Origin of the sequence: Kribbella ginsengisoli (genome assembly GCF_039537185.1) — a bacterium.
GTDB lineage: Bacteria > Actinomycetota > Actinomycetes > Propionibacteriales > Kribbellaceae > Kribbella > Kribbella koreensis.
Genome location: NZ_BAABAA010000007.1, coordinates 374178 through 386358 on the forward strand (window position 1 = coordinate 374178; position 12181 = coordinate 386358).

The 12181-nt window shown below is 67.6% G+C and carries 12 protein-coding genes; 4 read left to right on the forward strand and 8 right to left on the reverse strand.

All coding sequences use genetic code 11. The features are described 5' to 3' along the window. From ABD768_RS25220 to ABD768_RS25240, 5 genes are all read right to left on the reverse strand, one after another. On the reverse strand, positions 1-1326 hold the full coding sequence (locus ABD768_RS25220) for a glycosyltransferase (RefSeq protein WP_343967371.1): 1326 nt from the start codon (positions 1324-1326) through the stop codon (positions 1-3). Beyond that, positions 1323-2417: a glycosyltransferase family 4 protein gene (locus ABD768_RS25225; RefSeq protein ID WP_343967369.1), complete on the reverse strand. Its 1095-nt coding sequence runs from the start codon at positions 2415-2417 to the stop codon at positions 1323-1325. Before ABD768_RS25225 ends, ABD768_RS25220 begins: the two co-directional genes overlap by 4 nt. A 2-nt stretch (positions 2418-2419) precedes the next feature. Beyond that, positions 2420-3235 (reverse strand): ABC transporter ATP-binding protein, encoded by an 816-nt coding sequence (locus ABD768_RS25230; RefSeq protein ID WP_328332501.1) that lies wholly within the window; start codon positions 3233-3235, stop codon positions 2420-2422. Beyond that, positions 3222-4088 carry an ABC transporter permease gene (locus ABD768_RS25235; protein ID WP_343967365.1) on the reverse strand — a complete coding sequence of 289 codons (867 nt, stop codon included), beginning with the start codon at positions 4086-4088 and terminating at the stop codon, positions 3222-3224. Before ABD768_RS25235 ends, ABD768_RS25230 begins: the two co-directional genes overlap by 14 nt. Positions 4089-4401: 313 nt before the next feature. Then, positions 4402-4719, reverse strand: a complete 318-nt coding sequence (locus ABD768_RS25240; protein WP_343967363.1) for a hypothetical protein — start codon at positions 4717-4719, stop codon at positions 4402-4404. A gap of 400 nt (positions 4720-5119) precedes the next feature. Here ABD768_RS25240 and ABD768_RS25245 point away from each other — a divergent pair, with 400 nt between their 5' ends. Further along, positions 5120-6112 (forward strand): helix-turn-helix domain-containing protein, encoded by a 993-nt coding sequence (locus ABD768_RS25245; RefSeq protein ID WP_343967361.1) that lies wholly within the window; start codon positions 5120-5122, stop codon positions 6110-6112. A 96-nt stretch (positions 6113-6208) separates the two neighbouring features. On the opposite strand, the gene ABD768_RS25250 is transcribed toward ABD768_RS25245, so the two are convergent. Together ABD768_RS25250 and ABD768_RS25255 are read right to left on the reverse strand one after the other, a co-directional pair. Then, positions 6209-7312, reverse strand: coding sequence for an aspartate-semialdehyde dehydrogenase (locus tag ABD768_RS25250; protein WP_425558450.1), 1104 nt, complete (start codon positions 7310-7312; stop codon positions 6209-6211). Further along, entirely contained in the window at positions 7309-8577 is a 1269-nt protein-coding gene (locus ABD768_RS25255) for an aspartate kinase (protein WP_343967356.1), read from the reverse strand. Before ABD768_RS25255 ends, ABD768_RS25250 begins: the two co-directional genes overlap by 4 nt. 258 nt (positions 8578-8835) lie before the next feature. On the opposite strand from ABD768_RS25255, the gene ABD768_RS25260 reads away from it, so the two are divergent. Next, positions 8836-9177 carry an ArsR/SmtB family transcription factor gene (locus ABD768_RS25260; protein ID WP_344844613.1) on the forward strand — a complete coding sequence of 114 codons (342 nt, stop codon included), beginning with the start codon at positions 8836-8838 and terminating at the stop codon, positions 9175-9177. Next, positions 9170-9670, forward strand: a complete 501-nt coding sequence (locus ABD768_RS25265) for an SRPBCC domain-containing protein (RefSeq protein WP_343967351.1) — start codon at positions 9170-9172, stop codon at positions 9668-9670. Before ABD768_RS25260 ends, ABD768_RS25265 begins: the two co-directional genes overlap by 8 nt. Positions 9671-9676: 6 nt before the next feature. On the opposite strand, the gene ABD768_RS25270 is transcribed toward ABD768_RS25265, so the two are convergent. Next, a complete protein-coding gene (locus ABD768_RS25270) occupies positions 9677-10891 on the reverse strand; it encodes an MFS transporter (RefSeq protein ID WP_344844615.1) in 1215 nt (404 codons plus the stop codon). 90 nt (positions 10892-10981) lie between these two features. Between ABD768_RS25270 and dinB the strand changes: the two genes are divergently transcribed. Further along, on the forward strand, positions 10982-12181 hold the full coding sequence (gene dinB / locus ABD768_RS25275) for a DNA polymerase IV (protein WP_343967345.1): 1200 nt from the start codon (positions 10982-10984) through the stop codon (positions 12179-12181).

The window sequence follows — 12181 nt, forward strand, 5'->3', positions numbered from 1 at the left end:
TCAGACCACCGCCCCAACGCGCTCGCTCAGTGCACTGATCCGCGGGTCCAGCTGCAGGTCGCGGCGGTAGCTGGCGCCGAACTCCCGTGCCTTCGCGCGAATGCCTTCGTCCGCGGTACGTGCCGCGCGGGCCGCCTCGATCAGGGCGTCCGCGATCGTCTGCGGATCCGCCACATCCTTGACCGGGAACCACAACGGATGCCCACGCAGTACGTCGGACGCAGCGTTCATCGGGTCGTGCACCGAGACGATCGGCAACCCGGTCGCCAGGTACTCGAAGACCTTGCCACTCGTCACGTACCGGCCCTTGCCCAGCATCAGCAGCTGGACGTCGAACTCGTCGTACGCCTTGGCGATCTCCGCCTTGCCGACCGGGCCCTCGTAGCTGACCTGGTCGTCGGCGGCGTTGTTGATGATGGCGAGCATGTCGGCCCGCGGCTGCGCGTAGTACCCGAGGTAGCCGTGAATCTTGACCTTCGCGTCGCGCAGGTCGTCGGACTGCTGCTTGGCCAGCTGCCAGCCCTTGACGAAGTCGCCGAGCGGAACCTTCGGCGAGACCGTGCCGACATAGCCGAAGACCAGCGGGCGATCGGTCACCGCGCCGCGGTCCTGCGTCGACGGCACCAGGTCGGGATCGAAGCCGTTCGCGACCGTGTGCATCTTGCCGGCGTGCTCGGGGTAGAGGTCCTTGTGCCAGTCGAGGATCGGGTCGTTGACGAACCAGACCTCCTGCGCGTCCTTGACCAGCTTGCGCTCCCAGCGGGCGGCGCGGCTGTTCGGCTCGTGCAGCCGGTCACCGCTGAAGACGTCCAGCAGCCACGCGTCGCGGTAGTCCATCACGTACGGCACGTCGAACTTCTTGAACAGGTCGTACGCCGCGGCGAACGTGACGTGCGGATTCGCGGTGGCGACCGTCAGGTCGACCTTGTTCGCCTGGTGGATCTGCTCGGCGGCCTTCTCGATCGTGCTGCGCCACGGGCCGTAACCCGTTTCGGGGAAGGGGATCTGGTCGCGCTTGGTGCGCCACTTGCTCCACAGCTTCGGGTTCTGCGCCCGGGACTTCGACCACTTGCGCAGGTCGGCCTCCAGGATCGGCCACTCGAACGGCACCCGGACGATCTCGATGTCGGGGTGGATCCGCTCCTCCAGCGTCAGGTCGGCGCCGGTGAAGCGGTGGAACGTCTCCTTGTCCGCGGTCAGCACGGTGACTTTCCAGCCTTGCTCGGCGAACCGGTTCGCCGTCGCCAGCGCGCGGTAGACGCCGCCGCCTCGGCAGGGCGGGTAGCCCCAGCAGACGTACAGCATGTGTGGGCGGGCCTGGTTCATGCACTTCCTCGCAGCAGGTCTTGGATGGCGTCAGCCATTTCGTCGTACGGCGTCGTCGTTGGCAGGTGGTCGGCGGCCCACTGGAGTGCGCAGTCGCGCAGCTTCTCCAGCTCACCCGGGTCGTCGGTCCACCGGCGCAACGTCTCGGCGGCCTCGGCGACGGTGTCGATCAGGACACCACCGCCGGATTCCTCGATGATCCTCGTCTGCCGGGGCAGCCTGGTGGAGACCACCGGCAGTCCGCTCGCGAGGTACTCGTAGATCTTGGAGGGCATCGCCTCGATGAAGGCCGGGGTCGGCTGGAGCAGCGCGAGGCTGGCCCAGGCTCCCTCGGCGATCCGCCAGGCTTCCGCCGGTGGCTGGCGGCCGTGCAACCGGATCCGGCCGTCGACATCGGGCCGGGTGATCCGGCGTTCCAGCTCGTCGCGATCGGCGCCGGCGACCGGGCCGATCAGGTCCAGCGACCAGCCCGGAGCGGCGGCGATGGTCTCGACCATGTCGAACAGCCCACGGCTCACCCGCAGGTCGCCGACATAGACCACCCGGGGCTCACCGGAAGGCGGTGCCGGGGCCAGAAAAGCCGCGACCGGCTGGTTGGTGACAACCATCCGGTGCTTGGCCTGGTGGGGCGAGAGGTGGGAATCGGCGACGACCGTGAGATCGGCCCCGGCAGCCAGCCGGGTGCTCAGGGCCACCATCAGCCGGGCCGGCAGCCCCACCGGGCCTCTCGCCCAGGCCCGGTCGCGGAGCAACCGGCCGTAGTCCTCGTGCACGTCCGCCACCATCTTGCGGCGGCGGAGCCTGGTGACGAGCCGGGTGATCGGGATCATGTCCGGGTCGACGGTGACGACCACCTTGGCGCTGGTGCGCCAGGGCAGTACGGCGGTCCGGGCCAGTCGCTGGACGAGACTGCCCCGGTCGCCGGCGTGAACAGTGGCGCCGGCCGGTCCTCCGGCCGGGTCGCCGAGCCCCCACAACTCGACGTTCAGACCACGCTTCCGCAGGGCTGCGGTGATCTTGTGCAGCCGCGCGTCGGCGACGTCGTGGCCGGACGTGATGATGCCCACGTCCGGCACGGGGGTGGATCGCATCGTCAGAAGTCCTCGAGGGTGGCAGCGCTCTTGGCGCTGACCTGCAGGAACTTCGTGTACTCGGCGATCACTTCGTCAGGGGTGCCGCGCATCATCAACTTGCCGTGGTCGAGCCAGATGGCGTCGTTGCACAGGTCGCGGACGCTGCTCATCGCGTGGCTGACCAGGAACATCGTCCGGCTGTTGGTGACGAGTTCCTTCATCTTGTCGGCCGCCTTCTGCTTGAAGGAGGCGTCACCGGCCGACAGGGCCTCGTCGATCAGCAGGATGTCGGGATCCATGTGCACGGCGACCGAGAACGCGAGCCGGCTGAACATGCCGGACGAGTACGTCCGCATCGGCATCTCCATGAAGTCGCCCAGCTCGGCGAACGCGGCGATCGCCTCGTACCGCTCCTGGATCGCCTTGCGGCTCAGACCGGCCGCCAGACCACCGAGGACGACGTTCTCCTTGCCGGACAGGGCGGCGTTGAAGCCGACGCCCAGTGACAGCAGCGTGCTGACCCGGCCGTGCACCTCGATCCGGCCGCTGGTCGGCGGCAGGATGCCGGCCAGCGAACGCATCAGCGTCGACTTGCCGGCGCCGTTCGCGCCGATGATGCCGATCGTGGTGCCGTGGTCGACGTCGAAGGAGACGTTCTGGACCGCCTTGACCTCGCGGACCGCGCGCTCACCGCGGCCCAACCGGACCAGCGCGCTCTTGAAGGTCGGCACCCGCTCGAACGTGGTCCGGTAGGTGATGGAGACGTCCTGGACCTTGACGGCCGGACCCAGATCTTTGTTCTGCATCGACTTCTTCTCGGCCTCAGAGACGGACAACGAACTCACGCTCCCTCGACATGAAGAACAACGAGCCGATCACGCCGGCCACGACGGCCCAGAACCCGGCGCCGAGCCACATCTTCAGCTCCGGCACGTCGCCGCGGACCAGCAGGTCGGTCCAGCCACCGATCAGGGAGTACAGCGGGTTGTACTGGATGAAGCCCTTGAACTTGGCCGGCGCCTGGTCGGCGTACCAGAGCACGGGCGACAGGTAGAGCCAGATCCGGACGAAGTACGGCAGGAAGCTGGTGGTGTCGCGGAAATACACCTGCAGCGCGCCGAAGATCATTCCCATGCCGGCCGCGAAGACGGTCAGGCAGATCAGGAAGACCGGCGCCAGCAACATCGCCCAGTGCCACTTCTGGCCGGTGACCAGGTGGATGCCGAGGTACACGACCATCGTCGGCAGGAACCGGAAGAACGCGGTCCGCAACGCGGCCAGCGGCAGCAGCATCCGCGGGAACGACATGTTCATCAGCAGCTTGCCGCCGCCGACGACGCTGGCCGCACCGGACAGCATCGCGCTGGAGAAGTAATAGAAGACGAAGAGGCCACCACACATATGAGCGAACCGCGCGCCGGCGTCGTCCTTGGCGGCACCGCCCGCGATGATGTCGACGAGCAGGTAGTACACAGCGGCCAGCAGCAGCGGGTTCAGGACCAGCCATACCTGACCGAAGAAGGTGTTCGTGTTCGCCGCCCGGATGCCCGTCCGGGACATCTCGGCCGCGAACTCACGGCGCTCCCACAGTGCCTTGAAATAAGGCCGCAGGGGCGGTAGGCCCACCTTGTGCGGTTCGTACACATGCACCGACGGGTTGAACTCCTCGTCGACGCTAGTCGCGTTCATTCAGGCGACGCCTCTCTGGGGACGGTCGTAGTCATCGAATTCCGAACGGGTCCACGGCGAAGGGGCCACGCAAACCGGAAGCAGAGTAGCGGATTGGCGTCGGGACCGACGACACAGCGTGCCTCCTGAGTGAGCAGCGACGCACAGACGGCTACCGAACGTCGCAACCGACCGAGGAGTTACCTCCGCCGATCGTTATCTGGAATATACATTTGACTCCACATGCGAAGCCAATCAACGTACCGCCGCTGCGCTCGCAAACGTAATCGACGCAACAGAATTGACCTCGTTCAGAGGTTCTGCCGGCCCTCGTTCAGAAGAGGTGGCTGACCGACCTGTACGCCGGAACCGAGGCCAGCAAGGGCCGTCGGGTGGTGGAGGTCACGGCAGTACCGGTGGGATCCACCCAGGGCCCGGCTGCCGTGGACAGCCTCACCATCCACGGAAGCTCGTCCGGCACTGCATGGATCCCACCGGAGACCCGGGGGCCCGGCACACCGTCTCCAGGGGCGGAGGTGGTCCGGGCACGAGCCGAGTGCACCGGCACGATGACCAGGGCGGCGGTCATCGCACCATGGCCGAAGGCCCGGCGATGATGCCTGGGCAGTACCTGACGCAGTTGCTGCGACACGGTGTCTCCTCCTCATCGGCCTCACGATGGAGTTGCACAGTTTGTACACCCTCCGGCACAGCGGGTGATGGCACGGAAGTGCGAGGGCACCGATACGCCGGGATCGAGACCCAACCGAAACGGCGTTCGCTGACGGGAAAGCGAACTGGGGCCAGAATTGGAACAGCAGCCCGGCGGCGCTCAGGTGGTCCGTCGCCGGGCTGCTGGACCTCAATTCTCGCTCACAACTGCGCAGAAATGGTGGCCAGATGGTGACACGGCACAAGAATGCTGACAGCTCAACAATTATCGCTCGGTGCAGTCGCCGGGATACGGACAGTGCCGATCGGATTTCGGTGTTCGTTCTACGCTGGTGCGGCGGTAGCCGACGGTGAGCGCGCTCGGGAGGGAAGGCAGGGTCATGAGCTCTACCGACACGGAGCGTGCCGACCATTTACGGGTGCTCGGCCTGAACGACGACGAGATCCGGGTCTACCAGCATCTGCTGCGGGCCGGGCCGGCGTCGATCACCGAACTGGACGAGGCGGTACCGGGTCAGGCGGTCGGCATCGACGCGACCCTCGGCGGGCTGGTCCAGGCCGGCCTGGCACGCCGATCGGGGTCGGACCACTCGAGGTTCCTTCCGGTGCCTCCTGACGCCGGTCTGGAGGCGCTGACGCTGCGCCGGGAGTCGGAGCTCAAGCAGGCCCGGATCGAGGTCCTGAACGCGTACGACGAGTTCCGCCGGACCGTCCACAACGAGGCGACCACGCACCTGATCGAGGTGGTCAGCGGGACGGCGATCGTCGAGCGGATCAACCAGATCAAGGGCAGCGCGCAACGCGAGATCCTGGCGATCGACTCCCCGCCGTACTTCCTCGGCGCGGGGCCGAACCAGATGGAGATCGAGCAGCTCAATCGCGGCGTCACGTACCGGGTGGTCTACTCGCCGGAGTCGGTCGAGGTGCCCGGGTACCTGACCGAGAACATCCTGCCCTGCGTGGAGGCCGGCGAGCAGGCGCGGGTGCTGCCCGACGTACCGGCCAAGCTGACGATCATCGACGGTTCGATCGCGTACGTGTCGATGTCGGTGCGCGACACCGACGTGAACCGGTCTCTGCTGATCATGCGGCCGAGCAGCCTGCTGACCGCGCTGATCGGGATGTTCGAGCTCTGCTGGCGCAACGCGTTGCCCCTGCACGCGTCCGTCGGCACCGAGGACGACCGGCTGGAACCGATCGAGCGCCGCCTGCTGGCCCTGCTGGCGACAGGGGCGGCCGACGACACGATCGCGCGCACGCTGGGCATCAGTCGCCGGACCTTCTTCCGGTACCTCGAACGCCTGATGAACCGGACGGGCGCCAGCACCCGCTTCCAGCTGGCCCTGCACGCCGCCCGCGAGAACTGGTTGTAGAACAAGTCACCTTGAACACCCAACGGGGAACTTGAACACGTTATTAGGTGTTCAAGGTCGCCGTTTGGTGTTCAAGGCAACCGTGGGTGCCTGGAGTTACTTGGCCGGGGTGAACTCCTTGGCGACGACCTCGGCGATCTGCGCCGTGTTGAGGGCGGCGCCCTTGCGGAGGTTGTCGCCGCAGACGAAGAGTTCGAGTGCCTGCGGGTCGTCGAGCGAGCGGCGGATCCGGCCGACCCAGGTCGGGTCGGTGCCGACGACGTCCGCCGGGGTCGGGAACTCGCCCTCGGCCGGGTTGTCGAAGACCAGTACGCCCGGGGCGTCGCGGAGTACGTCGCGAGCCTCGTCGACATCGACCACCTGGCTGAAGCGCGCGTGCACCGACAGCGAGTGGGTCGTGATGACCGGCACCCGGACGCAGGTCGCGGAGACCTTCAGATCCGGCAGGTTGAGGATCTTGCGCGACTCGTTGCGGACCTTGAGCTCCTCAGACGACCAGCCGTCGTCCTTGAGCGAGCCGGCCCACGGCACCACGTTCATCGCCAGCGGCGCCGGGAACGGGCCGAGCGCGTTGCCGATCACGCGACGGACATCGCCCGGCGTCGTGCCGAGCTCGCGATTGCCGGCCACCTTCATCAGCTGGTCGTAGAGAGCGTCGATGCCTTCCTGCCCAGCGCCGGACGCGGCCTGGTACGACGCCACGATCAGCTGCTCGAGCTCGTACCGGTGGTGCAGTGCGCCCATCGCGACGATCATCGACAGCGTCGTGCAGTTGGGGTTGGAGATGATCCCCTTCGGCCGGTTACGGGCCGCCTCGGCGTTCACCTCGGGCACCACCAGCGGTACGTCGGGGTCCATCCGGAACGCACCCGAGTTGTCCACCACGACGGCGCCCTTGGACGCGGCGATCGGGGCCCAGTGCGCCGACACCTCGTCCGGTACGTCGAACATCGCCACGTCGATGCCGTCGAAGGCGTCGGCGCTGATCGCGACGACCTCGACCTCCTCGCCGCGGACCTTCAGCCGTTTGCCTGCGGAGCGCTCGGAAGCGATCAGCCGGATCTCGCCCCAGACGTTCTCTCTGGTGGAGAGCAGGGTGAGCATCACCGTGCCGACGGCGCCGGTCGCGCCGACCACCGCCAGCGAAGGGAGCCCCGTCCGGTCTTCGGTCTGATCGAGAGTTGCGCTCACAGGTGTCACCGTCCAGTTCCTCCGTACACGACAGCTTGGGTGTGCTCGTCGTCCAGGTCGAATGCAGTGTGCGCCGCTGTGACGGCCACGTCCACCAGGTTCTCGTCGACGACCACCGAGATCCGGATTTCGGATGTCGAGATCATCTCGATGTTCACGCCGACCTCGGCCAGCGCGGAGAAGAACTTCGCCGAAACACCGGGGTGCGAGCGCATCCCGACGCCGACGACGGAGATCTTGCCGATCTGGTCGTCGTACAGCAACGACTCGTAGCCGACCTCGTCCTTCAGCCGGGCCAGCGCGGACATCGCCCGGGCGCCGTCGACGCGCGGCAGCGTGAACGAGATGTCGGTCCGGTTGGTGGCGACCGCCGACACGTTCTGCACGATCATGTCGATGTTGGTCTCGGCGCCGGCCACGGTCTCGAAGATCCGGGCCGCCTCACCCGGCTTGTCCGGCACCCCGACGACCGTGATCTTGGCCTCGTTGCGGTCCTGGACCACGCCGGAGATGATCGCCTGTTCCATGTCTGTCAGTTCCTTCGCATCGACAACCCAGGTGCCTTCCTTCTGGGAGAAGGAAGAGCGCACGTGGACGGGGACGTTGTAGCGCCGCGCGTACTCGACGCAGCGCAGGTGCAGCACCTTGGCGCCGCAGGCGGCCATCTCGAGCATCTCCTCGTAGGAGATCTTCGGGATCTGCTTCGCGGCCGGCACGATCCGCGGGTCCGCGGTGAAGATGCCGTCCACGTCGGTGTAGATCTCGCAGTAGTCCGCCTCCAGCGCGGCGGCCAGCGCGACCGCGGTGGTGTCGGAGGCGCCGCGGCCCATCGTGGTGATGTCCTTGGTGTCCTGCGCGACGCCCTGGAAGCCGGCCACGATCGCGACGTGACCCTCGCCGAGGGCCTCCTCGATCCGGCCCGGTGTGATGTCGATGATCCGGGCGTTGCCGTGCCGCGAGGTGGTGATCACGCCGGCCTGCGAGCCGGTGAAGCTTCTCGCCTCGTAGCCGAGGTTGGCGATCGCCATCGCCAGCAATGCGGCGGAGATCCGCTCACCCGAGGTGAGCAGCATGTCCAGCTCGCGCGGCGGTGGCAGCGGTGAGACCTGTTTGGCCAGGTCCATCAGTTCGTCGGTGGTGTCGCCCATCGCGGAGATCACCACCACGACGTCGTTCCCGGCCTTCTTCGTCGCGACGATCCGTTGGGCCACGCGCTTGATGCAATCGGCGTCAGCGACCGAAGAACCGCCGTACTTGTGCACGACGCGTCCCACAGAGTCTCCTCATAGCTTGAATCCCCAGCGGTACTGCGCTGGTTGCGGTACGCCGTGCGGCGCTGCACCGGGCGTAGTCGTTCGACTCATTCTAGCCGTGATCTGTTCGTTGCCTACGGGCCGACCACCGACTGGTCCGGCCGTCCTGCGGCGCGCCGACCGGCCCGCAGGAACACCAGCCACCCGGGCGGCCGACCGCAACCCTTCCGCCGGATCAGACCTGTTGCTTATATAAGTGGAGGGTGAAATAGTCGGATGATGCACGCCTTCGACATCCTCGGCGATCCGGTCCGCCGCCGGATCCTGGAACTCCTCGCCGACGGCGAACTCCCAGCCGGCCAGATCGCCGCCACGATCGGCGAAGAGTTCGGCATCTCCCAACCAGCCGTCTCCCAGCATCTCCGAGTACTCCGCGACAACGGCTTCGCCACCGTCACCGTCGCCGGCACCCGCCGCCTCTACGCCGTCAACCCGGTCCCCCTCCAGGAAATCGACACCTGGCTCGACCGCTACCGCCAGTTCTGGACCAACCGCCTCGACGCCCTGGACACCGAACTCCGCCGCGGCCGCTACAACCGAAAGGACCCCGGCAATGCCTGACCTCTTCGGCCCCACAGAGCGAACCGTCACGCGCTCCGGCGAGCGTCGTACCGTCCGCCTGCAACGCCCGTACGCCGCAACGCCGACGGAACTGTGGTCAGCCTGCACCGAGCCGGAGCGAGTAGCCCGCTGGATCGGCGACCTCACCGGCCATCGCGCGACCGGCGGCGATGTGCAGTTGCGGATGACGGCCGACGAGACGGTCGTACTACGTATCGAAGCGTGCGACGAACCCCGTCGGCTACAAGCCACGTGGTCCACCCCCGGCGAGCCCGACTCGCGGATCGAGCTGACCCTCGAAGCGCACGGCGACGTCACGGTACTGACCTTGGAGCATTCGCTCCTCAGCGATGAGCAGGCCGCCGGGAAGGGCCTCGGGTGGGAGGACTTTCTCAACCGCTTGCATGAGCTCCTGGCTGGGCGCGAACCGGCGGCCGTGTCCTGGGACGACGCCGAGCGAACCCTTGGACCGGTCTGGCGGGCCCTGGTCTGAGCGCTGCTACACAGCCTCTTGAAGCAGCTCGGCCTCTACCGGCGCCTCTGTCGGCTGGTGGGGTGGGATGTGCAGGAGGGAGATCGCCGCGGCCAGAGTAAGTACGGCGGCCATTACCCAGACGTAGCGGACGCCGAATGTTTCGACGACCAGGCCTGCGACTGCGGAGCCGATGGCGCCGCCTGCCATGCCGGCGCTGCCCATCCAGCCGAATACCTCGGTCTTGACTGAGGAAGGGGTCATCGCGCCGAGCCGCTCGTACAGGGCGCCGACTGTGGGTGCCAGTGCGAGACCGGACAGGAACAGGGCGATCCCCAGCGATACAGGCGACCAGGTAGCGAAGACGCAGAGCAGCATGCCGGCCGAGACGAGCACTGCTCGTCGCCAGACATACGAGCTGCGCCGGGCGGGCAGTGCGCCGACCAGTACGCCACCCGCGAGGCTGCCGACCGCCCAGACCGTCTCCAGCACACCCGCGATCAGCCGATTGCCATGCGCGTCGGCGAAGGCGACGATGCCGAGCGAGACCGACGCGAAAGCCGTGACACAGAAGGCGAAGGAGACGATCATCGGCAACCGGTGGCGGTGCCAGAGCAACTGCGGAGCCGTCAGCCGCGCGCCCTTCGACTCGTCATGCGGAACCCCCGGAGTCTGGAGCAACCCGAACCACCAGATGGTGATCGCAGCCGCCACAGCCGCACCCAGTACGCCGGCCCGCGGGCTGGCGAAGCTGACCACCAGCGCCCCCGCCATCGGCCCGATCGCGAACAGCACCTCCGCCGCCGTCGCATCCAGCGCATAGACCGCCCGCAGCCGCGACCCCTGCACGATGCGCGGCCAGGCGGCTCGCATGATCGCCGTGACCGGCGCCACGAACGCACCGGCGAGACCGGAGAGCACCGGCATCACGCGGTACCAGTCGGCGGGCATCAGACCGAGGACAGCCATCACCACACCCCAGGCCACCCCCACGGCGATCACGATTCCCCGGCCGCCACGACGGTCGGCCACCCGGGTCCAGATCGGGCCGCCGACGGCCATCCCCACGGAGTATGCGCCGGCGACGACACCGGCCCAGCCGAAGTTGCCCGCCGCATCTTTCGCCAGGAACGAGAGCGGCACGAGGGAAGCAATCACCGGGAGCCTGGCGAAGGTCGCCGAGGTCAGCAGGGCGAAGACGCCCGGCGTCCGCCAGAGCGCGCGATATGCCGTCAGGTCCATAACCCGCATTCTGTCCTGTCACAGCGGCGGAGCGCCTCGGGATTTCTCCCTATTCGAGGCTGTTCGCTTCCTCAGAGAGTATGCGAACATATGTTCGTGCCCGACGGCGAAGCGACGATCCTGCATGCCGACCTGGACGCCTTTTACGCGTCGGTCGAGCAGCGGGACGACCCACGCCTGCGCGGCCGGCCGGTGATCGTCGGCGCCGGTGTCGTGCTCGCCTGCAGCTACGAGGCGAAGGCCTACGGGGTCCGTACCGCGATGAACGGCGGCCAGGCGTACCGGCGTTGTCCCCAGGCGATCGTGGTGCAGCCGCGGATGTCGGCGTACTCCGAGGCGTCGAAGGCCGTTTTCGCCGTTTTCGAGAACACCACCCCGCTGGTCGAGGGGCTGTCCATCGACGAGGCGTTCCTGGACGTCGGCGGACTGCGCAAGATCGCCGGTACGCCGCTGGAGATCGCCCGGCGGTTGCGTTCCGAAGTACTGGCCGAGGTCGGGTTGCCGATCACCGTCGGGATCGCGCGGACCAAGTTCCTGGCGAAGGTGGCGAGTGGGGTCGCGAAGCCGGACGGGCTGTTACTCGTACCGCCCGACCGTGAACTGGAGTTCCTGCATCCGCTGGCGGTCGAGCGACTCTGGGGCGTCGGCGAGGTGACCGCGGAGAAGCTGCGCAATCGCGGGCTGACGAAGGTGGGCGACGTCGCGATCCTGCCCGAGGCGGCGCTGGTCGCGATGCTCGGGCGAGCGTCGGGACGGCATCTGCATGCGCTGGCGCACAACCGGGATCCGCGGCCGATCGAGGTCGGCCGGCGCCGGCGGTCGATCGGGTCGCAGCGGGCGCTCGGGCGCTCGCCCAAGTCGGCGGAGACGCTGGACGCGGTACTGGCCGGGCTGGTCGATCGGGTCACCCGCCGGATGCGGTCGGCCGGGCGGGCCGGGCGCACCGTCACCTTGCGGCTGCGGTTCGACGACTTCACTCGCGCGACCCGCTCACATACGTTGCCTCAGGCAACTGGTCAGACGCGGGCGATCCTGATCACCGCCCGCTCACTGATGGCGACAGCCCGGCCGATGATCGAGAAGCAGGGCATCACGATGGTCGGAATCTCGGTCGGCAACCTGGAGAGCGAGGCCAGCCTGCAGCTGGCATTGCCCTTCGACAAGGCCGCGAACGACGAGCTCGACTCGGCCCTCGACGGCGTCCGCGACAGATTCGGCATCAACGCCGTCACCCGCGGCAATCAACTCGGCCGCGACCAGGGCCTCACGGTGCCGATGCTGCCCGACTAG